The 23,836-nt window shown below is 71.6% G+C and carries 13 protein-coding genes; 10 read left to right on the forward strand and 3 right to left on the reverse strand.

Going from position 1 to position 23,836, the window contains the following annotated elements:
• Positions 1 to 21: 21 nt before the first annotated feature.
• The 8 genes from IPJ59_RS35785 to IPJ59_RS35820 all read left to right on the forward strand — a co-directional run bounded on the left by IPJ59_RS35785 (position 22) and on the right by IPJ59_RS35820 (position 9,389).
• Entirely contained in the window at positions 22 to 984 is a 963-nt protein-coding gene (locus IPJ59_RS35785) for a pilus assembly FimT family protein (RefSeq protein ID WP_293260283.1), read from the forward strand.
• Entirely contained in the window at positions 984 to 1,727 is a 744-nt protein-coding gene (locus IPJ59_RS35790; protein ID WP_293260286.1) for a type IV pilus modification PilV family protein, read from the forward strand. Before IPJ59_RS35785 ends, IPJ59_RS35790 begins: the two co-directional genes overlap by 1 nt.
• Complete coding sequence (locus IPJ59_RS35795; protein ID WP_293275678.1) at positions 1,724 to 2,437, forward strand: prepilin-type N-terminal cleavage/methylation domain-containing protein; 714 nt, start codon at positions 1,724 to 1,726, stop codon at positions 2,435 to 2,437. The genes IPJ59_RS35790 and IPJ59_RS35795 overlap by 4 nt, the downstream gene beginning before the upstream one ends.
• 7 nt (positions 2,438 to 2,444) lie before the next feature.
• Positions 2,445 to 3,776, forward strand: a complete 1,332-nt coding sequence (locus tag IPJ59_RS35800; protein WP_293260292.1) for a type II secretion system minor pseudopilin — start codon at positions 2,445 to 2,447, stop codon at positions 3,774 to 3,776.
• 6 nt (positions 3,777 to 3,782) lie between these two features.
• On the forward strand, positions 3,783 to 5,543 hold the full coding sequence (pilM, locus tag IPJ59_RS35805) for a pilus assembly protein PilM (RefSeq protein ID WP_293260295.1): 1,761 nt from the start codon (positions 3,783 to 3,785) through the stop codon (positions 5,541 to 5,543).
• A complete protein-coding gene (locus tag IPJ59_RS35810; RefSeq protein ID WP_293260298.1) occupies positions 5,540 to 6,157 on the forward strand; it encodes a hypothetical protein in 618 nt (205 codons plus the stop codon). The genes pilM and IPJ59_RS35810 overlap by 4 nt, the downstream gene beginning before the upstream one ends.
• A complete protein-coding gene (gene gspN / locus IPJ59_RS35815; protein WP_293260301.1) occupies positions 6,154 to 7,665 on the forward strand; it encodes a type II secretion system protein GspN in 1,512 nt (503 codons plus the stop codon). The genes IPJ59_RS35810 and gspN overlap by 4 nt, the downstream gene beginning before the upstream one ends.
• 245 nt (positions 7,666 to 7,910) lie before the next feature.
• The gene (locus IPJ59_RS35820) at positions 7,911 to 9,389 is read left to right on the forward strand and encodes a sigma-54-dependent transcriptional regulator (RefSeq protein ID WP_293260304.1); all 1,479 of its coding nucleotides are present in this window, start codon (positions 7,911 to 7,913) and stop codon (positions 9,387 to 9,389) included.
• Positions 9,390 to 9,554: 165 nt separating this feature from the next.
• Here IPJ59_RS35820 and IPJ59_RS35825 read toward each other — a convergent pair whose 3' ends face one another.
• The 3 genes from IPJ59_RS35825 to IPJ59_RS35835 are packed head-to-tail and all read right to left on the reverse strand — an operon-like array spanning position 9,555 to position 20,377.
• A complete protein-coding gene (locus IPJ59_RS35825; RefSeq protein WP_293275679.1) occupies positions 9,555 to 14,690 on the reverse strand; it encodes a tetratricopeptide repeat protein in 5,136 nt (1,711 codons plus the stop codon).
• Complete coding sequence (locus IPJ59_RS35830; protein WP_293275680.1) at positions 14,687 to 19,585, reverse strand: tetratricopeptide repeat protein; 4,899 nt, start codon at positions 19,583 to 19,585, stop codon at positions 14,687 to 14,689. The genes IPJ59_RS35825 and IPJ59_RS35830 overlap by 4 nt, the downstream gene beginning before the upstream one ends.
• Positions 19,586 to 19,627: 42 nt before the next feature.
• Entirely contained in the window at positions 19,628 to 20,377 is a 750-nt protein-coding gene (locus tag IPJ59_RS35835; RefSeq protein WP_293260315.1) for a hypothetical protein, read from the reverse strand.
• A 48-nt stretch (positions 20,378 to 20,425) separates the two neighbouring features.
• On the opposite strand from IPJ59_RS35835, the gene IPJ59_RS35840 reads away from it, so the two are divergent.
• The gene (locus IPJ59_RS35840) at positions 20,426 to 23,095 is read left to right on the forward strand and encodes a HEAT repeat domain-containing protein (protein WP_293275681.1); all 2,670 of its coding nucleotides are present in this window, start codon (positions 20,426 to 20,428) and stop codon (positions 23,093 to 23,095) included.
• Positions 23,095 to 23,829, forward strand: a complete 735-nt coding sequence (locus IPJ59_RS35845; protein WP_293275682.1) for a metallophosphoesterase family protein — start codon at positions 23,095 to 23,097, stop codon at positions 23,827 to 23,829. Before IPJ59_RS35840 ends, IPJ59_RS35845 begins: the two co-directional genes overlap by 1 nt.
• Positions 23,830 to 23,836: the final 7 nt, after the last annotated feature.

Raw genomic sequence — 23,836 nt, forward strand, 5'->3', positions numbered from 1 at the left:
TTCGCTAGATCGTAGGTCCGCATGCTCTCACTTTGCGCCCATCAGCTCATCTCCGAACGTCGTCGCCGCAGCCGCGGCATGACGCTCGTCGAGGTGCTGATCGTGCTCGCCATCAGCGCCCTGCTGATCGGCGGCGTGGCGACCGGCCTCGGCGCCGGGCGCCAGGCCGAGGTGTCACGCGCGACCAACCAGCTCGCCAACACGATCCGCTTCGCCTTCAACAAGGCTCGTGTCACCGGCAGCTACTACCGCCTCCTTATTAACCTCGATGACGGCGCGTTCTCCATGCAGCGGGGCGCCGATCGCATGTACCTGCCTGCGACCGATCGTTACGGTCGTATCAAGGTCGTCGATCCCTCGCGCGAGAAGGAGAGGGACGAGCGCGACCGCCGGGCCGAGGAGAACTACAACCGTTCGATCCAGGCGCGCGTGCTCGCGGCGGTCAAGGGGCCCTCTGGCGGCAAGAACACGGCCACGCCGATCGGTGCGCCGTCAGGGGCACAGAAGGCCGCACCGGGAGCACCCGGGGCTGGGCCAGCTGGCGCCGCGCCGACCAAGGCGGGCACGCCGAGCAAGCCGGCGGCCGGTGGCATCATCGACAAGTACGCGGTGCAGACCAAGGCTGTGCCGCGGCGCAAGCCGCCGATCTTCGGCGCGTTCGACGATGACAACAGCCTCTCCGATCTGAAGAAGCCGTTCAAGCTGCCCAAGCAGATCAAGGTCGTCAGCGTTCAGACTGCCGATGACGTGAAGCCGATCGTCAAGGGCGAGGCGAGCATCTACTTCTTCCCGCAGGGCCACACGCAACTCGCCCATATCCAGATCGAGGAGATCGACAATCCGACGAACGCGTTCACCATCGTCGTGAAGCCGTTGACCGGCCGCGTGGAGGTCAAGGAGGGCAAGGTCAACTTGACCCTCGCCGACGACCCCACCGCGATTAAGGACGACCTCGGGCGCCGGCAGTCGCGGAGGAGCTTCTGATGCCCGTTGTGTACGGTCGCCACAGGGATCGCGGGCTCACCCTGCTCGAGGTGATGGTGGCGATGGCGATCCTGGCGCTGTCGATGACGTCGCTGATGGCCTCGCAGATGGCCAGCATCCGCGCTACCCGCTACGCGCAACACGTCACCGCGATCGCCTTCCTGGCCGAGTACCAGCTGATCGAGGTCGAGTACGTGATGCGCAAGGAGGGCGGCTGGGTGCTCGAGGACAAGATCTACGAGGGGAACTTCGCCCAGCAGGGCTGGGGCGAGATCCGCTACAAGTGCGTGGTCGACTTCCTCGAGATCCCCGACTACAGCAAGCTGCGCGCGGCCAAGGACGACTCCGATCGCGCCAAGCAGGGCGAGAGCAGCGTCTACTACAAGTCCGCGGGCGACAAGGCCTTCGGCGCGCTGGCCATGGTCTGGCCGATGATCAAGCAGGCGATCGAGCGATCGATCCGCAAGGTCAAGTGCACCGTGTTCTGGAAGGACGGCAGCCTGCAGAACGAGTACACGATCTACACCTTCTGGGCCGACCCCGAGAAGCTCAAGACCTTGCCCGGCCTCGGCGGCGAGGCAAAAGAGGGCGATGAGGGCGGGGACGGTAAGGGCGGCGACGGCAAGGGTGGCGCCGCGGGGAAGCAGGATGCGACCGGCGGCAGCTCAGCTGGCGGCCCGATGAGCCCGCCGAGCATGGGCGGCGCGGCAGGCCGGGGCGGGGCGATGGGGGTGCAGCGATGACGTCGTCCGCTCGCGCCCTCCGCAGTCGTCGTCGGAGTCGCGGCCTGACCTTGATCGAGATCCTGGTCGCGGTCGCGGTGATGACGATGATGACCGCGTCGGTGTGGACCAGCTTCCGCTCGACGGCCCAGAGCATGCGGCACGCGGAGCAGCTGCAGGTCCGCTACGCGCTCATTCGCAACAGCATGAGCCGCATGTCCGCCGAGCTCTCGATGGCCTATCTGTCGTTCAACCGCCCGCCCGACGAGGACCGCCACTTCACGCTGTTCGACGGCCGCGACCAGTTCACGCTCGACAGCGTCACCTTCTCTTCCTTCTCACACGTCCGCATGCGCAAGGACGCCAACGAGAGCGACCAGTCGGTGATCCAGTACTTCGTCGATCGCGATCCGCAAAACCCCGGTCGCACCCACCTGTTTCGCCGCGAGACCCGTCGCCTCACGGGCGACACGCCGGACAAGATGATCGAGCTGTTCCCGGCCTACATCTTCTGCGAGGACATCAAGTCCTTCGACCTGAAGTACTGGGACAACAAGAAGAACGACTGGGTCGACGAGTGGCGCACCGTAAAGCAGGACATGCAGCCCGATCGCCTGCCCGAGCGCGTCAAGATCACGCTCGGCATCTGGGACGCGACCAGCGAGCGCGAGATCAAGTACACCGTCCAGACCCTGCTGTTCATGCAGGAGAAGCTCGACTTCTCCAAGTGAGCCGACCATGAGCAGCACCGTTACCACCAAGACCGATGGCAAGCGCAAGCGACGCGGCAGCAGCCGCGAGCATGGCATCGCCATCTTGATGGTGCTCGCCTGCCTCGCGGTGCTGATGCCCTTCACGGCGGCCTTCAGCTACACGACCCGAGTCGACTGGCAGGCCGCGATCAACCTGCGCGACGAGGTCGCCGCCCGTAACCTCGAGCGCGGCGGCATGCGCCTCTCGCTGCTGCTCTTCGAGCTGCAGCGGATGGTCTTCAACCAGAAGCAGTTTCGCCAGATGCTCGGCACCTGGGACATCACCCAGGTCGCGCCCTACTTGATGTCGGCGTTCGGGTCGAAGGACGGCCACGAGGGCATCGCCGGACTCGCCGGTCTCGACAACAGCACCTTCAAGGACCTGGCGATCGACAGCGGCAGCTTCGAGATCCGGATGGAGGCCGAGAGCGGGAAGGTCAACATCAATTGCCTCGCGCAGGCCGGTCAGGGCAAGGACAGCTCGCAGGCCCGCACGGTGCAGACCCTCGAGTCGATGCTGATGCCCACGCTCTACGATCCTCTCTTCGACGAAGAGAAGGGCGACGGCCAGCGCTACAGTCGCAAGCAGATCCTGCAGGCGATGGTCGATTACATCGACGATGACCGCAAGAACTACGACGTCATCAAGCTGGCCACAAGCTCCACGCAGGAACGCTACCGCTACACCGAGATCTACGACCCGTACCAGCCGCGCGACGCCCGGCTCGACTCGGTCGAGGAGCTGAACCTGGTCGAGGGCGTCGACGACGACATCATGATGGCCTTCGGCGCCGACCTCACGGTGTACGGCAGCTGCAAGGTCAACATCAACTTCGCCAGCGCCGATCAGATCGCGCTCGTGCTGCGCTACTCGGTCGACGCCGCCGACAAGTGGAAGACCGAGGGCGAGAATTTCCTGATGAAGACGCTGCCCCTGGCCCGCTACGTGGTCGACCAGCGGGAGTTCGCGCTGTTCGCCGACCTCAAGGCTTTCGAGGAGCTGGTCGAGAAGCCGGACAAGTTCATCAGCCCGCTTGCGGCGATGGGCGGGGCGACCAACGCCGCCTCGCTGCGCAACGCCAACATGCCGAAGATCCCCGAGGGCATCCAGATCCGCCTCAACAGCGAGGAGAAGGAGGGTGAGACCCTGGGCGGCGTGCAGGACATCGCCAGCGTCGCTCCCGAGCGGGTCTACCGCGTCGAGATCATCGCCGAGGCCGGCGCGGTCAAGAAGCGCCTCACCACCGTTTACGACATGCAGTACGCGCGCAGCCAGTCCAAGGGCACGGGCGCGTGGATCTACTACCGCGAGGACTAGCAGCCCATGGCCCAGAAGTACGTCGGTCTCGACCTCGGCACACATGAGGTCAAAGCAGTGCTCGTCAGCGCTGGCTTGCGCGCGACGCAGGTGCTCGAGGTCGCCGTCGAGCCGGTGCCCGCGCGGGCGGCCGGCGATGACGGCGTGAGCGCGGCGCTCGAGCAGGGGCTGGCCCTGCTGCGCCGGCGCGGCTGGAACCACTATCGCGTCGGCGTGGTGCTGCCGGGCTCGGCGGCCAGCTTCCGCGTGCTGAAGTTCCCCTTCGCCGACGCGCGGCGGATCGCCCAGGCGATCGCCTTCGAGGCCGAGGGCCAGTTCCCGGTCCCACTCGAGGAGCTCGAGTACGATCACATCCCGCTCGCCACTGGCTCAACGGGGCAGGCGCTGATGGTCGCGGTGCGCCGCGACACCATCGACAAGATCACCCGCGCCTTCAAGGCCGCGAGCGTCGACCTCAAGCTCATCACCGTCGACGCGATCGCGATCACGCAGGTGCTCGACTCGGCGATCCCCGAGCTGGTGAAGACCGAACCGACCGACAGCCGCATCCCGGCGGTGCTGCTCCTCGACATCGGCCACCACACCACCGACCTGGTCGCCTTCGGTGCCAAGGGCCCGCTCGCGGCCCGGGTGCTCCGCCGCGGCGGCGCCCACGTCACGCGCGCCCTGCAGGACCACTACCGCCTCGATCCGGCGGCGGCGGAGCGGGCCAAGATCGAGAGCGGCTTCCTGCCGCACCGCGGTCAAGGCGAGCTCTCGGCGGCGCAGCTCGAGTCGGCCTCGCTGGTCGCGCGGGCGATCGAGCCGATCGTCCGCGAGGTCGAGCACACGCGACTGTGGCTGCGCGCCGAGTTCGGCGTCGAGATCACGCAGATCCGCGTCAGCGGCGGCGGAGCCCAGTTACGCGGCCTCGATGCCTACTTCGCCGAGCAGGTCGGGTTGCCGACCCTGCGCGCCCGTCCCCGCGACAACCTCGGCGGCGGCAGTCTCCACGGCCACGACTGGACCGGCACCAGCGCGGCTCTCGGCGCCGCCGTCGGCTGCGCCCGGCGGCCGCTGATCCAGCTGTTCAAGGACATCAACACGCAGCGAGGTGGCGACGGGAGCTGGCTGGTCGAGCGCATGGCCACCATCGGCGCCCTCGGCCTCGTGATCCTCGCGCTCGCGGCGATCGACACGATGGTCAAGATCAGCGCGCTCGAGTCGGAGCGACAGGCCCGCGAGGACGAGCTCGGGGCGGCCAGCGCCAGGGTGTTCGGGGAGTCGCTGACGGCGGTGGAGGACATCGAGGCGCGCCTCAACGAGGTCGACGGCGAGGACATCACGAGCCTGATCGCCTCGCGGGGCGCGGTCGACGTGCTCGGCGCCTTCGTGAAGGCGACGGTGCCGGCCGGGCCCAAGCCACCGCCGGCCCCACCACCGCCGGCGCCCGCGGAGGGCGGCGAGGCTGGCGACGGGGAGGTGACCCCGGCCCCGGCGGAGGCGGCCCCGGCCGCGCCGTTGCCCGCGGTCGACCTGAACGCCGGCATCGCCTGGGATGACGACCTGCAGGTCGCGTCGATCGAGATCCGTCCGCTGGCGATCCAGTTCCGGGCCTCGGCCACTCGCACTACCACGCAGGACCGCCTCAAGACCCGACTTATGAGCTCGATGCCCTGCGTCACCAGCTTCCCCAACGCGCGTCTGCGCGATGAGAACGAGCGCAAGGTCTTCGACGCCACGCTCGAGCACGACTGCTACTTCAAGTCCCTGGAGGCCGAATCGTGAGCGCCCCGCCGATCCAGCAGCCGCTCCTCGGCGGTTTCATCGCCCGCCTGCAGCCGCGTGAGCGCGCGTTGCTCGGCATCCTCCTCATCGTCTTCTTCGCAATCGCGACCGGCGTGCTGTTCATGCTGCGCAGCTCGTCGCTCGCGGAGCAGCAGGAGGCGATCGACGGCTTGCGCCGCGGCCTCGACCTCGTGAACACCCGCGGCACGGTCTACGATCTCAAGAAGAAGGAGAAGGCCGCGCGCGAGGCTCGCATCGCCAACATCCAGCCGATCGTGTTCTCGGCCCTGCTGGAGGAGGCCTCGCGCAGCTTGACCACCGGGACCCTGCGCGGCGAGGAGGAGAAGCCCTCGGTGCCGCTGGGTGACGGCACCCTGATCAAGCGCATCTACGGCTTCGAGGTGCGCAACGTGGCGCTCGAGGAGCTGATGACCTTCCTGACCAAGGTCGAGCAGCAGCCCGGCAACATCCTCATCGTCGAGCGTCTGGCGATCAAGTCGCTGTCGTCGATGGAAGATCGGCTCAACGTCGAGATCGATCTGGCGACCTGGGAGCTGCTGAAGCCGGAGCCGGTCGTCGACGCGGCCGCCGGTGGCGAGGGGGCCGAGCCATGAAGATCAAGCTGCCTGCATTTCGATTCGGCCGCGGCGCGAGCGGACCCTCGGGCCCCGCGCCGGGCGGCCCCCTGGTCGCCGAACCCGCGATGGGCGGCGCCGGCGATCGCATGCGCCTGCTGTCTCGCCGCCTGCGCGGCGCCGCCGGCTACGTGTTCCTGTTCATCGTCGTGTTCTTCGTGTTCGTGTGGATCTCGCTGCCGACCCGCGCGATCGCCTGGCGCATCGGCCAGGCCGCCCGCGACGCCGGCTACATCGTCGAGATCGAGGACCTGTCGCTGTCGCCGCTCGGCGGGGTGACCCTCTACAACGTCACCTGGACCTTCCAGCCCTCGCACTCGGGACAGATCCCGCGCAAGCTCGAGCTCGAGCAGGTCGCGGTCGACGTGTCGGTGCTGGGCCTGCTGTTCGGCAAGTACGACGTCGAGGTCGACACCAAGATCGACGAGGCGACGATCCACGCCGCGTACACGCGGAGCGAGAGCGAGTCGACGGTGCAGATCAAGGTCGAGGAGCTGGCGCTCTACGACGTGCCCAAGCTGCAGCAGGCGGTCAACGCCCCGGTCACCGGGCTGTTCGCGCTCAACGTGGACCTGACCTTGCCCGAGAACCAGTTCAGCAAGGCGACCGGGTCGATCTCGATCGAGTGCTCGTCGTGCAAGATCGGGGACGGTGAGACCCTGCTGTTCCTCCCCGGCGCGAGCGGCATCATGGCCAAGGGCATGACGCTGCCGGAGATCGACCTCGGGACGCTCAGCGGGAGCCTGGTCGTCGCCGACGGCAAGGCCACCGCCGAGAAGTTCGAGACCAGCAGCGACGACATCACGCTCAAGCTCACTGGCTCGCTGAACCTGGCCGACCCGTTCTCCAAGTCGGAGTTCGCCTTCGACATGAAGCTGCTGCTCACGCAGGCGCTGCAGGACCGCAGCGAGCCGCTCAAGCTGATGTATCAGACGGCCGGGCCCTCGACGAAGATGGACCCGCCGGAGGAGGCCTGGCTCGGCTTCAAGCTGCGGGGTAGCGCCGGCAAGCCGAAGTTCATGGGCATCAAGGCGAAGTCGCGGGAGGAACGCGACCGCGAGCGGCGCCAGGCGGCGCTCGAGCGCGATGCGAAGCGCAAGGCGCAGAAGGCCAAGCGCGAGCGCGAGAAGAAGAACGCGGCGACGCCTGCCGAAGACGCGGCCGGAGCGGCGGTGGCCGACCCGAGCGCAGCGCCGGAGGACAGCAAGCCGGAGGACAGCAGGCCGGAGGACAGCAAGCCGGCCGAGGCGAAGATCGAGCTGCCGGCGGTGGAGGACAGCAAGCCGGAGGAGCCCGCGGAGGAGCCCAAGCCGGAGGACAGCAAGCCGGTCGAGCCGCCGCCCGAGGAGAAGCCGGTCGAGACCCCCGAGGCGGGCGGTCAGGAAGGCGGACAGGGCGAGGGCGGGGCTCCGGCCGAGGGCGCACCCGCGGAGGGCCAGGGCGGCGAGGCGGCACCGCCAGCGGAGGGCGGCGAGGCGCCCCGCTGATCGGCGGCGCTGGACAGTGGCGCCGCTCTCGAGGTGGCTCACGGCGATTGTCGATGTGGTCGATCCGTCGTCTGTGGAATTGCCAGTGTGTTTTGGCGGCGCGGACCCAGGCGTGTCGATGCCAGCATTTTTTACGCTGTATGGATTGAGGCGGTTCTGCATGTCTGTACGGCCTCTTGGGCGCCGCATTTTTTGCGCACGGGCATCCTGGCGGCTTGCATGGGGAATGGGCAACCTGATTCCCCATGGAGAACCCGACCCATGAGTCGAACATCATGCCTACCGACGGACCGGCGGCGAATACACCGGATCTTCGTGCGGGTGGGGCCGGACGAGTGTTGGTGGTCGACGACGAGTCCAGCGCGCGCTCGGCACTGAGCGAGCTGTTGCGCGAGGAGGGCTACGAGGTCCAGTCCGCCGCCGACGGCTACAAGGCGCTTGGACGGGTCGACACGTGGCCCCCGGACGTGGTCATCACTGACGTGAAGATGCCGGCGCTGGGGGGCATCGAGCTGATGGCGAAGCTGCGCGAGCGCATGCCGGATGTCGCGGTGATCGTGCTGACCGCGTACGGGTCGGTCGAGGGGGCGGTCGAGGCGATGCACATGGGCGCGGACGACTATCTCGGCAAGCCGGTGCACCTGCCGCAGCTGCTGGTGGTGCTGCGCCGGGTGCTGGCGCACCGCCACTTGCAGAAGGAAGCCCGGAGTCTGCGCTCGGCGCTGGCGGCTCGCGAGGATGACGCGATGTCTGGCGTGGTCGGTCACGCGAAGGCGCTGCGCGACCTCCTCGACCTCGCGCGCCAGGTCGCTGACGCGCCGGTGTCGGTGCTGATCGCGGGGGAGAGCGGCACCGGCAAGCAGCAGGTGGCGCGGCTGATCCACCAGTGGAGCGGGCGCCGGGGCGGTCCGCTGATCAACGTCAAGTGCGGCGCGCTGGGCGACGCGGCGGCGGCCGAGCGCGAGCTGTTCGGGCAGGTCGAGGCCGGCGTGGTGATCCGCGAGGGCCGCGTGCGCGAGGCGGAGGGCGGCACCCTGGTGCTCGCCGACGTCGACGCGCTGCCGCTGGCGGCGCAGGCCCGGGTGCTACGGGTGCTGCAGGAGCACCGGCACGAGCCGCTCGGCGACGGTGAAGCGCGGAGCGCCGACCTGCGGGTGATCGCCACGACCAGCAAGGACCTCGACCGCCTGGTCAAGGCCGGCAAGTTTCGCGACGACCTGTACTACCGCCTCGGGGTGGTCAGCCTGCGCACGCCCTCGCTGCGCGAGCGGCGGGACGACGTGCCCCTGCTGGCGATGCACTTCCTGCGGCGCTCGGCGGCGCGGGCACGCAAGCAGGTGGTCGGCTTCGGCGAGCGGGCGCTCGGGGTGCTGCTGGCGTGTGACTGGCCGGGCAACATCCGTCAGCTCGAGCACTGCGTCGAGCGGGCGGTGGTGATGTGTCGCGGCACGGAGATCGAGCCGCGGGACCTGCCGCGCGAGGTCATGTCGCGGACGCGGGGCGACGACGCGGCGCCGGTGATCCCGGGCGCGTCGCTGCGGGAGCTCGAGCGCTACGCGATCCTTCGCACGCTCGAGCACGTCGGCGGGAGCACGAGCAAGGCGGCGAAGATCCTCGGCATCTCACCGCGTAAGATCCAGTACCGGCTCAACGAGTACCGCGGCGGGGCGCCGAGCGCGAGCGGATCGGGCGAGTTCGCGGCGACCGAGCTGATGGACGACTGAGCCGCGCGGGAGGAGCTGTCCTGAAGGACAGCTCCTTTTGGCCCGAGGCGGGGCAACGAAGGGCCTGCAGAGGAGCTGTCCTGAAGGACAGCTCCTCGGCGCGAGGTGGGGCAACGGAGGCCCTGCAGAGGAGCTGTCCTGAAGGACAGCTCAGTCGGCCCGAGCTCAGGTTGCGACCTGGCGGCGCAGCGTCAGGTAGGCGTCGCTGAGCATGAACACGGCGAGCTCCTGGGCGGTTCGGCTCAGGCTGATGCGCTGCTTGAGGCTGCCGTTGGCGAAGCCGTCGAGCAGGCAGGCGGCGGCGAGGCAGCCGCTGACGTCGCCCGAGAGCAGGAGGGCCATGCGCAGGTCGGTGGTGAGGGTGGCGCGGGCGGTGGCGGCAGGCTCGAAGTGGGTGCTCGAGAGGGCCTGGCAGATGCGCAGGAGCGGGCGTCGCTGGCGGCGCGGGAGGTTCTTGCCGAGGTTGTTGGTGAGGTCGCGGAGGCGGCGGGCGTCGGGGTCCGCCGTGATCGCGTTGAAGACCTTGGTGACCTCAAAGCTGGCGGCGAGCATGAGGTCGAGCTCGACGGGGACGAGCGAGCGGACCTTGTCGCCGCCGAGGGCGCGGCGGGCCAGGGCGAGCGCCGCGAGGCCGCGCCAGGCGATCAGGTCGCCGCGGATCCACAGGTTGACGCCGAGGCGCAGGGTCGGGTCGTCGCCCTCGTCGAGCAGGGCGATGGTGTTGTTGATCGCGGAGGCGCGCAGGCTGAGCTCGGCGAGGCCGAGGAGGCGGCCCCAGTTCTGCAGCGGGAGCGCGAGGCCCTGCACGTCGACGTTGGCCGGCACGGGCACGACCTCGTCGGGGCCGAGGCCGCTAAACTCGACGTACATGCGGTCCATCGCCGACTCGACGCACGCGAGCAGGTCGCTGATGTCGGCGGTCTCGCCGGGCGAGAGCAGCAGCTGACGCAGCGCCGGGGTGGCGAGCACGTTCTGCAGGCCGGGGGCGCTGGCGGGGCGCATGTGGCCGTCGGGCGGCGGGGCCGAGTTGGGCTCGATCGCGTAGCAGAGGACGCGGGCCATCTGCGCGAGCGGGGGGTTCGGCCTGGCGGCGACCTCGGCGAGCATGCGGATGTCGGTGGGGGCGACGGTGCCGCGGCCGATGCTGGCGAGCATGGCGGCGCGGATCGGGTCGAGGTAGGTGGCGACGCGGTCGACCTGGCCGCTGCGCTCGAGCAGGCGGATGAGCAGGAGGATCGTGGTGCGGTTGCCGGGGCCGAGCTCGGCGGCCTTCTCGATCGCGGCGAGGGCCTGGGCCTCGCGCCCGGGCACGTCGGCGAGCAGCTTGGCGCGCTGCATGTACAGGTCGTGCAGGCGGTCCGGGTCGCGCTCGCGGGCGGCGAGGCGATCGAGGATGTCGGCGGCCTCGGCGGGGAGCTGGCTGCGCTCGAGCAGGCTGGCCATCAGCTGGATCGCGCGGGGGTCGTCGCCGCGGGCCTGGAGGACGATGCGGGCGTGCTCGAGGGCGCGGTCCATGGTCGCCTGCGACTGGGCGAGGATGCCGGCGAGGATGAGGCGGAGGTCGACGGCCGAGGGTTCGCCGGGGTCGTAGAGGGCGAGCAGCTGCTCCATCGCGTTGGCCGACTCGGCCTCGCGACCGAGTTGCTGGTAGCAGCGGACCAGGCCACGCAGCGCCTGCTTGCCGTCGGGGCGGGCCTGGGCGGCGACGGTGAAGTAGGCGACGGCGTCGTCGTCGGTGCCCGACTGCTCGCCGAGGAACACGCCGAGCTCGTAGCGCAGGCCGGGGTCGGTGATGCGGCCGAACACGGTGCTGAGGAGATTGACCGCGGGGGCGGGCTCGGGGAGCTGGGTGGCGAGGGCGCGGGTGAGGCCGATCGCGTCGCGGTAGTGGGGATCGCGGCCCAAGATCTGACCGAGGAGTTGCAGCGCCGCCTCGGCGTCCTCGGGGGCGCCGGTGGTGCCGGCGCGGACGGCCGCGTCGCGGGCCTCGGCCATGAGGGTGTGGACCGACACGGCCTTCTGCTTGGGCGTGGCCTGCTCGCGCGCGGCGCCGCTCGCGAGGCGACCGAGGCCCATGTCAGCGGGGGCGAGGCCAGGCATGGCCCGCAGGGCGGCGCGGTAGGCTCGCTGCGACTCGTTGACGGCGCCGGCGTGCTCGAGCAGCTCGGCGCTCTCGAGATAGAAGATGGCGCGCTCGGAGTCTGACTGGGCGCGCACGGCCCGGGCGCCGACGGCGTCGGTCATGGCGAGCGGGGAGTTGGGGTCGGAGAGCAGGCCCTCGAGCAGGCGGACGGCGTAGGGGTTGCCGGGGTCCTCCTTGAGGGCGCCGAGGATCGCCCCGGCGGCGAACTCGCGATCCTCGGGGGCCTCGGACTGCAGCAGGACCTCGGCGGACTCGACGAGCAGCGTGGCCTTGTAGTGGGTGTCCTCGGAGCTGCGGGCGAGGCGGAGGCGGAGGGTGGGGAGCGTGGTCGTGTCGCCCAGCTTGCGCAGGAGGGTCTTGTATTCGCGGAGGATGACGCCGTCGTCGGGCGCGACCTCGGCGGCGGTCTCGTAGCTGTGGCGGGCGGCGTCGAGGTCACCTGTCCCGAGGTACAGGCGACCGAGCTGGACCAGGAGGGCGGCCTTGATCGAGCCGCTGGCGTGTTGGAGCTGATCCTCGAGCAGGCGGATGAGATTGGCGAGGTCGTGGTTGGCGACCAGGAGCCGACGCGAGCGCTCGAAGGCGAGGCCGTGGTCGGGCTGGACGGAGAGGGCGGCGCGGTAGTGCTGGAGGGCGCGGTCCTCGTTCACCATCGGGGTGTCGTCGCCCTGGCGGGCGAGGGCCTCGGCGATGAGGCCGAGGCGGTAGTGGTAGTCGGCGAGGAGGGGGCGGCTGTGCGGCGGGTCCTGGGCGCGCAGGAGGTCGTAGGCGTCGTGGATCTTGCCGGTGGCGGAGAGCAGCTGGAGGAGGATCTCGCGGGCGGGGACGAGGTCGGGGTTCTGTCGGTAGGCGCGCCAGAGGTAGTCGATGGCGCGCTCGAGGTCGCCGAGCTCCTCGAAGCAGATCCGTCCGGCCTTGAGGGCGAGCACGGCGGGGTCGCTGGTGGCGTCGACCTCGGGCTCGTGCAGGCGCAGGAGGCCCTCGAGGTCGCTGCTGTCGCGGTAGAGGCGGGCGAGGGCTCGCAGCGCGGGGGTGTAGCCGGGGCTCAGCTTGAGCGCGCGCTCGTAGGCCTCGCGGGCCGCAGTGCGTTGCTTGAGGCGGGTCTCGTGGGCCTCGCCGAGCTCGACCAGGATCGCGGTGCGGGCGATGTCCTCGTCGAGGCGCTCGACCAGCATCTGTAGGGTCTGGATGAGGATCGTGGGGCGGTCGTGGGTGCGGCACAGGCCGGCGAGTTGGAGCAGCGACAGGACGTCGTCTTGATCGATCTGGGCGATCTCTTGCAGCGTGACGATCGCGAGGTCGACGTCGTGGAGCTCTTGCTCGGCGATGCCGGCGACGCGGCGGAGGGCGGCGAGGCGCTCGGGGCCGTCGGTGGTCTCGCGGGCCTGGCGTTGCAGGATCGCGGCGGCCTGCGACCACCGGCGCATCTTCTCGTAGACGCTGCCGAGGGCGCGCAGGCAGGCGGTGTTCTTCGGGTCCTCGGCGACGGCGAGCTCGTAGACCTCGGCGGCGCGCGAGAGGTCGTGCTCGAGGCGCTCGTGGACGAAGCCGAGGCGGAGCAGGATGGTGGCGCGCTCGGGGCCGTGGGAGCGGGTCTGGGCCCACTCGGTGAGGTGGCCGATGAGCGCCGGGGTGTCGCCGACGGTGCGCAGGACGCTGGCGAGGGCCTGCCAGACCCAGCGCTGCTCCGGGAGGTAGCGGCGGACGAAGCGGAGGTCGGACTCGAGGGTGCGGTAGTCCTCGCGCTCGCGCTCGGGGAGCTCGGAGGCGGCGCTGTCGTCCTCGGCGAGGCGGCGCAGCGTGCCGTCGTCGTCGAGGGCGCTCTGGCGCGAGGCGAGCGGGGTGGACTCCCAGCGGAAGCGGGCGATCTGCTCGCGGAGGATCGCCTGCTCGCGGGGGTCGTCCTTGAAGGCGGCGAGGCGGACCAGCACGTCGACGCTGCGGAGGCCGTCGATGCCGAGCTCGGCGGTGCCGCGAGGGTCGCGCTGGCCGAAGTTGCGGACGAGGGCGTCGAGCAGGCCGTGGGCGGCGGAGTCGTTGCCGTGGACGTCGAGCCAGTCGCGGCTGTCCTCGAGGACATCTCGCGGGATCTCGGCGGAGCCGACGCTGATGACGGCGAGCTGCAGGCTGGTGGCGGCGGTGACGGGGTCGGGGGCGAGGCGGGCGAGGCGACGGTAGAGGTCGGGGAGCTCGGGCGGGCCGGAGCTGTCGCTGCTGTCGCTGCGCAGGCTGCGGATCAGGCGGCGCAGGGCGGTGGCGTTGTCGGGGTCGGCGGCGACGGCGAGGCGCAGGTGCTCGCGCATGGGCTCGGGGTCGTCGGCGAGCTCGGCGAGCTCGAGCAGGCGGACCGAGCGGAGGGCGGGGAGATCGTGGGGGCCAGCGGTGGTGCGCGTGGTGCCCGTGCGGTCCGTGGTGCCCGTGGGGCTCGAGCCGAGACTCTTGAGGTGGTGGGTGACGAGGGCGACGGCGGCCTCGCGCTGGCCGAGGCGCAGGGTCGACTCGATCGCCAGGTTGATGGCGACCGGGTGGTCGGGGACCAGCTCGAGGGCGTTGCGGTAGCTGCGGAGGGCCTGGGTGTCGTCGCCGGCCTGTTGCTCGGCGCGCTGGCCGTGCTCGATCCAGGCCGCAGCACGCCGGGCTGCGGGGTGCGTGGGGTCGCTGGCCTGGCTGGCGAGGGCGTCCTGTTCGTCGGCGAGGCTGGTGACGGCGGCGCTGCGCTCGGCGGCCTTGCGCACGACCGGGCTGCCGGCGGCGAGCAGGCGCTCGCCGAGGGCGCGCTGGCCGAGCTGCTGGAGGTAGATCCGACCTGCCTCTCCGGACATGGCCGCACGGACAGCTTCGTCGCTGTCGGCCTGGGCCTCGGCGAGCAGCGCCTCGGCGTGGTGGCGCCAGCGTTCGGGCGAGCGCAGCGGGGGCAGGCCGAGGGCGTCGGGGTCGAGGCTGTGCTCGATGGGGAAGAAGGCCTCGGGGAGGTCGAGGAGGGTGGGCGCGGGGGCCTGCGGCGGGGCGGGGTCGGGGGCGGTGGTGGCGAGCTCGAGCGGGCGGCCGCCCTCGTCGAGGAGGATCGGTGGATCGGCGGCGACGCGGCTCGGGTTGCTGTCGGGGCTGCGCGCTCCGACGACCGGCGGCGCGGGGAGCTTGGGCGCGTCGGTGGTCATGTCGGGAGCTCCTCGACGTCGGTGAGTTCGAGCTCGAGCTCGACGTGGTAGCCGAGCAGGCGGCGCAGCACGAGGTGCTCCTCGGAGACGAGGTAGGCGACCAGGCCGGCGGCGCGGCGGGTGCTGAGGCTCTGGAAGCGGGTGGGGTCGTGGAGGGCGACGCGGGGGTCGGCGCAGGCGATCGCGCCGGCGCGGTCCTCGGCGCTGCGGAGCAGCTCGCGCAGCTGCTTGATCGAGAAGCTGACGAGGGTGCGGTCGAGGTTCTCGGCGTCCTCGCCGAAGTCGACGGGGATCGCGGCGCCCGAGAGGGCCTCCAGGATCGTGTCGGCGACGGTCTGGTCGAAGGGGTGGATCGGGTCGAGGGTGACGCCGGCGCACGAGGCGAGGCCGTGGATGACGCCCATCAGCTGCTCGTCGCTCATGCCGCGGTGGAGGTGGTCGCCGCCGGTGTTGAGGCGGAGCAGGGCGCGGCCGATCGAGTCGCGGGCGTGCGGTGAGAACGGGGTGGCGTTGACCTTGCGGCCGATGAGCAGGACCGGGGCGGTGCCGACGTGGGCGACGACCGCGTTGTCCTCGCCTTGATTGAGGAACAGCAGCGGCTCGGCGAGGCCGAGGGTGCGGGCGATGGCGCGGGTGACGGTGCCGACGGAGCTGGTGGCCGGCAGGCTGTGGCGCTGCGAGAGGTTGACGGCGGGCGGCGGGGCGCCGGGGATCGCGTTGAGGTCGTGGACACCGGTGCGCAGCAGGCCGAGCGCGGCGGCGACGGCGGGGTCATCGGCGACGTAGAAAGGTGCGGGCTTGTCGGGCGGGTTGGGCAGCGGCCAGGGTTCGGGCTTGACGGTGTCGCAGCGGCGGTTCGCGGGGACGAGGTCGGGGTCGATGGCCTCGAGGATCGCGGCGCAGACGTACACGCCGCCGGGCTCCTCGGCGGCGTCGAACAGGCGCAGCAGGCCGAGCACTGGATCGGGGTCGAGTGGGTCGGCCGTGGATTCGCCGGTGCTGCTGAGGCCGCGGTCCCGCAGGATGGCGCGCTGGGTGGCGATGCCGGCCTGGAGGGCCACGCGGCCCTCCTCTTCGCGGCCGAGGTCGGTGAGCAGCTCGTAGAGGTCGAGGATGACGTCGGTGTTGGCGGGGCGCAGCTTGAGGAGCTCGCGCAGGAGGCCGGCGGCGCGCTCGGGCTTGGCGAGCGGGCCGCGGAACAGCTCGCTCAGGGCGCGGAGGCTGCGGACGCGCTCGTCGGTGTCGCCCTGGTGGATGAGGAGTTGCAGGACCTCGACGCGCTGCTCGACGGTGCCGATCGCGGAGGCGATGCGGTCGGCGGCGGTGAGGGCCTTGTGCGGGTGGTAGCCGCCGCGGCTGGCTGCCAGGTAGTGCTCGAAGGCCGCCTCGGGCGCGCCGGCCCGCTCCTGGGCGTCGCCGGCGAGGAACTGCAGCATGGCGCGGCGCTCGGGGGCCGGCTCGTGCTGGGCGGCGTCGAGGATCTGCTGGGTCGCGTCTTGCCAGCGGCCGACGCGGGCGTAGACGCGGGCGAGGTCGACGCGGAGGTCGACGGAGGTGGCGAGGTCGCTGCGACCGGAGTCGCTGGTGGCCAGCGCGAGGCCCTTCTCGAGCAGGTTGGCGGCGGCGACCGGGCCGTCGCTGTCGAGGGCGAGGCGGGCGAGGGCGCGGAGCTCGGCGGGGGCGAGGCGGCCGGCGGCGTGGAGCTCGCCCAGGCGGCGGGTGAGGGCGGGCAGCAGCGGGACGGCGCCCTCGCGGCCGTGGGCCTCGCGGACGCGCCACAGGATCGAGAAGGCCAGCGGGGCCGCGGGGGCTTGCTCGAGGGCACGGGCCAGCAGCTTCCACGCGCGGGCGGGGTCGCGGGCGCGCAGCGCGAGCAGGCCGGCGCGGCACAGCGGGGCGTAGGCGGCGGCGGGATCGCGGAGCGTGGTGGCGTACAGGGCGAGGGCGTCGGCGGCCTGGATGAGCTCGGGGCTGCCGCGGCCCTCGGCGAGCTGCTCGAGGAGACAGGCGCGGGCGTAGAGGGCCGGGAGGTACTTCGGGCAGGCGGTGATGGCGGCGTCGAAGCGGTTGCGGGCGTCGCTCAGGTCGGCGGCGCGGACCAGGAGGTCGCCGGCGCGGGTGAGGAGCGCGGCCTTGTCGGCGGGTTGTTTTTCGCCGGCGGCGATCGAGGCGAGCTCGGTGGCGGCGGTGCGGGCGGCGGCGGGGCTGGCTCGCTCGGCGGCGATGCGTTCGCGGGCGCGGAGGGCGAGGGTGTCGTGGGCGTCGTGCTCGAGGAGGGCGCCGAGGAGGCGGTCGGCGGCGGCGAGGTCACCGGCTTGCTCGTGGGCGCGGGCGGCCCGGTAGCGCAGGCTGTGGACGACCGGGTGGAGCTTGCTGCGGCCCGCGGCGCCGGACGTGGCAGACGACGCGGACGCGGGTGGTCCGGCGTGGCGGGTGGAGGCCTCGAGGAGGTCGGCGGCGGAAGCGAGGGCGGTGGCGGCGAGGGCGGGGCGGTCGGTGAAGCGGGCGACGCGGGCGAGGCGGAGCTGGACGCCGAGGTCGCGGGGCCTGGCGAGGGCGACTGCGTGGAGGTAGGGGAGGGCGCGGGCGGGGCCGTTTTGGCCGGGTGGGAGGTTCGGGTGGAGGAAGGAGCCGGCGAGTTCGGCGAGGCGGAGGGCGAAGGCCTGACGGTTGCCGGCGCCGCGGTCGTGCTGGAGTCCGCCGCGGGCGGCGCTGCGGATGAGGTCGGTGTCGTGGCTGGTCTCGGCGAGGGCGAGGTGGGTGGCGTGGCCGCCGGAGAGTTGGGGCCAGAGCGCGAGGGCGCGGCGGATGTCGGCGACGGCGGCGCGAGGCTCCTGTCGCAAGAGACATGTCCGATAGGCCAGGAGGGCTCGGGTGCGGTGGCCGCGGGCGACGCTGAAGTGCTGCTGCAGGTAGCGCAGGCGCTGCTCGGGCTGCGCGGTGGCGGCGGCGAGGCGGACGCCGAGTTGCAGGGTGGAGAGGTGTTCGGGCCAGGACTCGAGGATCGGGTCGATCTCGGCGAGGGCTGCGTTGGGATCGCCGATGGCGAGCTGGAGGTGGGTGATCTCGAGGCCGAGGCTGAGCTTCTCTTCGGCGTCGGGGGCGAGGTGGAGGCGGCGGCGGAGGAGGTCGATGAGGCCGCGGGTGTCGTCGCGGTCGCGGAGGATCCGCTCGAGCAGGGCCATGCTCGGCTGGTGGTCCTCGACGGTCTCGAGGGCCTGCATCAGGCAGGTCTCGGCGTGGGCGCCGTCGCCGAGCTCGAGCGCCAGCTCGGCGCTGCGGTAGAGGAGCTTGGCCTGGCGGACCGGGGAGATCGTCAGCTTGATCTCTTGCTCGGTGACCTGGAGGAGCTCGCGGGCGCGGCCGGCCTTGGCGAGCAGGCGGGCGAGCAGCTGGATCGAGGGGGTGTGCTCGGGGAAGTCCTTGAGCAGGCTGACGAGCGACTTGATCGCGGCGTTGGCGTCGCCCTGTTGGGCGTGGAGGCGGGCGAGGATCGAGAGCAGGAACATGCGGCGCGGGCCGTCGGCGCCGCGGCTGAGCTCGCCCTGGTAGAGCTCGCGCAGGCCCTCGACGCGGCCGAGCTGGAACTGCACGCGCTCGAGGCGGTCGAGCGCGGGGCGGAAGCTCGGGCAGGTCAGGACGGCCTCTTCGTAGATCTGGCGGGCGCCCTCGAGTTCGCCGAGGTTCTCCTCGAGCACCTGGCCGGCGCGCAGCTGGGCCTGGGCCTTCTCTTCGGGGGAGAGGCCGGCGTCATCGGCGGTCGCGACCTGGAGCTTGAGCAGCTCGAGCAGCTGCGACCAGGCGTCGTTGGCGATGAGGTAGCGGCCGGCGTCCTCGAGCGCGGGGATGTGGCCGGGGAACAGCTTGAGGGCGCGACGCATGGCGCCGAGGCCCTCGCTGACGCGGTCGAGGCGGATCATCGCCAGCTTGCCGAGGCGGTAGAAGAGCTCGGCCTGCATGCCGGGGTCTTCGGGGCCGATGAGCTTGAGCTGGCCGGCGCAGGCGGCCACGGCGACGTCGTAGCGCGCGGTGGCCATGCTGAGCTCCTCGAGGTTGCGCCACAGCGAGAGGTTGCTCGGCTGGGTCTTGGCGGCGGCGTGGAGGAGGCTGACGGCCGCGCCGCGCTCGCGGATCTCGCGGAGGGTGAGGCTCGCGCGGGTCAGCGGCATGGCCCGCTGCTCGGGCGGGCGGGCCTCGGCCTCGAGCTCGAGGGCGCGGAGCATGAGCTCCGGGTTGTTGGCGGCCTCGGCGAGGCGGAAGAGGTCCTGCAGGAGGCTGAGGTTGCCGGGTTGGGCCTCGGTGGCGGCGAGCATGAGCTCGCAGGCGAGGCCGAGGTCGCCGGCGTGGCGGGCCTCGAGCAGGGCGAGGTCGCGGGCGACGGCGGCGACGGCCCGGGCGTCGTGGAGGACCTCGAGCTGGGCCTCGAGGTTGCTGATGAGGGAGAAAATGTTGCCCTGGGTGAGGGCGACGGCTTCGACGGAGCGGAGGACGGCGAGGTCGCGGGGTGTTGCCTTGAGCGCGGCCTGGTAGCACTGAAGGGCGGCGTTGCGATCGCCGAAGTGGGCCTCGACGAGCTGACCGCGTTCGCGGTAGAGGGCCGCGGCCTCGCGCGGGTGACGGGTCGCGCGGATCTCCTGGTCGAGGTAGCGGACCGAGTTGCGGATGTCGCCGCGGCGCAGGAAGATGCGATAGAGGAGGCGCATCGCCGGCCGCAGGTCCGGCACGAGCTCGAGCGCGTGGGTGAGGAGGCGCTGGGCCTCGCCGTCTTCACCGCGCGCGACGCACCAGCGAGCGCAGGTGACGGCGACCACCGCCCGCAGCTGCGGCTCGCTGACAGGCGTACGCGAGAGCACCTGCAGCATCTCCAGCAGGGGCATTTCTTCCGCCGCGGACATCCGTGCCGCGCAGTCTACACCGCCCCGGGGGGGCTCGGAACTCTAGGAAAACGCGTGTAAATAATCGTTGATCGTGTAGGTATAGGGCTCATATCCGGCCTGCGCGCGGCGGCTCGCCAGCAGCTGCAGGATGAGCTCGAGGGTCTCGTAGCGGGTGGTGAGGCTGTAGAACTGGTCGGCGGGGACCGGGCTGAGCTCGCCGAGGCGGGCGGCGATCCAGCTGGCGTCGTCGCTGAGGTCGGTGGGGGTGTTGGCGGGGATGGCGGGGATGGCGGCGGCGCTGGCGTCGGCTTCGGGTGGATCGGGCGGCGGATCTGCCGGGTCGTCCACGCGGCGTGGGTTCGGCGGGGGTGTGGCGGTGCTGCGCAGGTGGAAGGCGGTGTCGAGCGGGAGACCGGCGGGGGCGCGGGGGTCGTCGGGGTCGGGCTCGTCGCCGAGGATCGCGGCGAAGGCGAGGTCGGCGGGTGAGAAGTAGGCGAACTCCGGATCGAGGAGGAGGCGGAGGTGTCGTGGATCGCTGCCGTCGCCGATCCACTGGGCGCCGAGGTGGCGGCGCACGAGCTCGCCGAAGTAGGCGCCGGCGCCGGCGGCGAGGAGGGCGAGGATCGGGGCGCGGGTCTCTTCGCGGGCTTGCTCGAGGTAGTGATCGACGATCGCCAGCGAGGCGACGGAGCCGTCGAGGGCGAAGCGCATCGATCGCTGGACGGCGTCGCGGAAGTTCTGCTCGAGATCGCTCACGAGTCGTTTCACGGCCGCGGCCCGGACGTCGTCGGCCTGCGAGGGGGTGCTCATGGGGGCGGAGCTTTACAACAAAAAACCGGCAAGGCTATGGTCCCGCGCGTGGAAAGCAGCGTCGACGAGTGGAGCTGGAGCGTCGAGGTGGCGTACGCATGCGCCTGCGGCGCGTACAGCCCGGTGACCCGCTGGCGCTGGGTCGACGCCGAGGTGAAGCCGGAGCTGGCGGCCCGGCTGCGCGAGTCGGGGCCGCTGGAGGGGCGTTGCAAGGCCTGCCAGCGGCCGGCCGAGGGCGGCGGGGCGTGGCTCGAGCTGTCGCCGGGTCGCGAGCAGGCGACGCTGGTGTTGGCGGCGCAGCAGCGGGGCGAGCTGTTGGAGGTGTTGCAAGGGCATCTTCAGCAGTTGCGTGAGCGGCCGGGGCAGGTGCGGCACTGGTTGTTGCAGCCGCGGTTCTGCTTCGCCGCTACGGCTTGGGCTGCGGCGCGGGCGGCCGCGGCGGCGGCGAGCGACGAGCGCGGGGCCGGGGTCCCGCGGCCGGTGGGGCAGCGCGGGTGGAGCTCGGGGCCGACGCTGAGCGCGGAGGTCCAGCGGGCGGTGGTCTGCGATCTGAGCCTCGAGGATGGCGTGGTGACGGCGACGGCGGTGCTCGACGAGGCGACGCGGCGGATGTGGGGGTCGGCCGCGTTGCAGGCGCGGCCGGTGCTGCTGCGCGGGCTCGGGTATCCGCTGCTCGGGGTGCGCCTGGTGGCGTCGTACCTCGGGGAGGTGGCGGTGATCGACGCGGTGGTCGACGTCAGCGCGCCGAAGACCAGCGAGATCTTCGTGCGCCTGGCGCAGTCCTTCCGCCTGCAGCTGGTGGTGCGGAGCGAGGCGGGGCAGGCCGCGGCGGCGCGGGAGATCGAGGCCGAGGGTCTCAAGCGCAACGCGGCGCTGTGCCTCGAGTCGGCGCAGGGTCAGCTGGGCACCGGCGAGTTCCCGCCGGACGCGTATGCCAGCGCCCGCGAGGCGCTGACCCGCATGACGGCGAAGCAGCGGCTCGAGCCGGCGCGGCACACCCTCGCCGAGGGGTCGTACCGGCACCTGGTCGGGCCGGCGGAGGCTCTGGCGGCGCTCGAGCGGCTCGACCTGGCGTCGCGCAAGGACAACCTGGCGCGGCTGCTCGAGGTCGACGGGCTGTCGTTCGCCGAGTACGAGGCGATGCGCAAGGCGGTGCTGGCGGCGGCGATCGAGTTCGGTCTGGTGGCGCCGGCCCGGTTCTGGCGGCGGATCCTCGGCAGCGATCTGGTGAGCGACGCGGCCGACTGGATCGTGAAGCTGGTCAGCCAGCGCAGCGCGTGGATCGCCCGCGGTGACGACCTGACGCCGGAGCAGGCGGAGCAGGCGTGGCGGGGGATCCTGGATCTGTGTCAGCACCACGACATCACGCCGCCGCCGGAGGTCACGCGGGCGCTGGGCGCTCGTCGTGGTGAGGCGGCGCGGAGCTCCGGGGCGCTGGTGGTCCCGGTCGACGAGCGGCCGCCGACGGGGCCGGTGCGGGCAGCGCTGCCGCGTCCGCCAGCGGCCCCTGAGCGCACGCCCGATGCGGTCGAGGTCACGACGCAGGACACGGCGCGGACCGGGCCGCACTCGGTGGTGCCGGCGGGGACGGTGCGTGAGGGGCGGAGCGGGGCGCACGGGACGGTGCCAGCGACGCAGCGATCGGAGCCGCCAGCGCGGACCGGGGCGCACGCGGTGGTGCCTCCGGTGACGCGGTCGGAGCCGGGGACGCGGACCGGGGCGCACAGCGTGGTGCCTGCGGGTTCCGGGCGTTCGGAGCCGGCGACGCGGCACGAGCCGGCGACGCGGACCGGGGCGCATACGCTGGTGCCACCGATACCGGGGCGGCCGGAGTCGGTGTCGCGGCACGAGCCAGCGACGCGGACCGGGGCGCACGCGACGGTGCCTGCGGCATCGGGGTCGGGGTCGGGGTCGGCACCGGCGGCGCGGAGCGGGACCCGGCGTAGTCAGCAGCCGGCGGTCGCCGTGTCGGGCGAGATCAGCGTCGGGGCACGACCGGGCGTTCGCACCTCCGAGGCAGGAAATAATGTGGGGGGAGGCGACCCCAAACAACGCGTGGGACAGGCGCTCATGATCCTGGGCGGGGCGCGGCCGGCGGATGTGATGCCGCTGCTGGCCGAGCTCGATGAGGATGAACTGCTGGCGCTGTTGCCTCCGCTGGCCGAGGTCGGTGGGCGCCTGGTGCCGGAGCTGCTGGCGCGGCTCGAGGCCCCGGGGCGAGCGCTGCGGCAGGCGGCGACGATCTTGTTGGGGCTGGCGCGTGACCGGCGGGCGATCGATCCGCTGACGGCGCGGCTCGGGGCGGAGAGTTCGGTGGTGTGGATCGATGTGGCCCGGGCGCTCGGCAATTTCGGCCCGCGGGTCGTGGGTCCGCTGTGCGCGCTCCTTCGGGGTGCGGCAGGTGAGGCGAAGGAGGCGCTTGGGCTACGCGTGTCACGGGCCTTCGCGGAGCTCGTGATCTCGGACGGAGACGCGCCCGGAGGTGCGGGTCGGCTCGCAATCGAGAACTTGTTGGAGGTCGCGGACCCCTCGGTTTCCTCCGCGGCCCGGCGGGCGCTTGCTACACTCGCCGACGTGCGAGGCGAGGCGCGTGGCCAGGCTGTGGCAGCTGGAGCGGAGGATCGCGAGATCCGCCGCTTCGCTGCGCGTGCTTACGAGGCCATTACGACGCCGGAGCTCGACGCCGACGGTGACTTCGAAGTGGTTGGGGAAGATTGATGCGTTACGGAATTTTCAGCGACATTCACGCCAATCACGACGCCCTCGAGGCGGTGCTCCGCGCGATCGACCGGGAGAAGGTCGATTACCTGGTGTGCCTGGGCGACACGGTCGGCTACGGGGCGCAGCCCAACGAGTGCTGCGACATCGTCCGTCGCATCACTCGCTACACGATCCTGGGCAACCACGACGCGGCGGTCGCGGGGCGCATGGACTACAGCTACTACTACGACGCAGCCCGCGAGGCGCTCGACCTGCACGCGGGGGTCCTGACGCCGGAGAACATGGCCTGGCTGCGCAGGCTCAACTACTTCGAGAAGGACGGGATGACCCACTTCTGTCACGGGTCGCCGGTCGACCTCGAGGAGTTCGAGTACATCTTCAGCGTCGAGCAGGCGCAGACCTGCATCCCGATCTGGGAGAGCCTCGGGCAGATCACGTTCATCGGCCACTCGCACCTGTGCAAGTCGTTCGCGGTGGGCAAGGAGCGGGTCTACGAGGTGGTGACCAAGGAGTTCGAGGTCCACCCGGAGTTTCGCTACATCGTGTCGGTGGGCTCGGTCGGGCAGCCGCGCGACCACGACCCGCGCGCGAGCTACACGATCTACGACGACGCCCAGGGCCTGTTCCAGTTCAAGCGTGTCGACTACGACGTGAACGCCGCGGCTCGCAAGATCTTCGGCGACCAGCGGCTGTCGGACAGCTTCGGCGCGCGCCTGTTCGCGGGCGTGTAGAGAGGCG

Origin of the sequence: Nannocystis sp., assembly GCF_016714285.1 — a bacterium.
Classification (GTDB): Bacteria; Myxococcota_A; Polyangia; order Nannocystales; family Nannocystaceae; genus Nannocystis.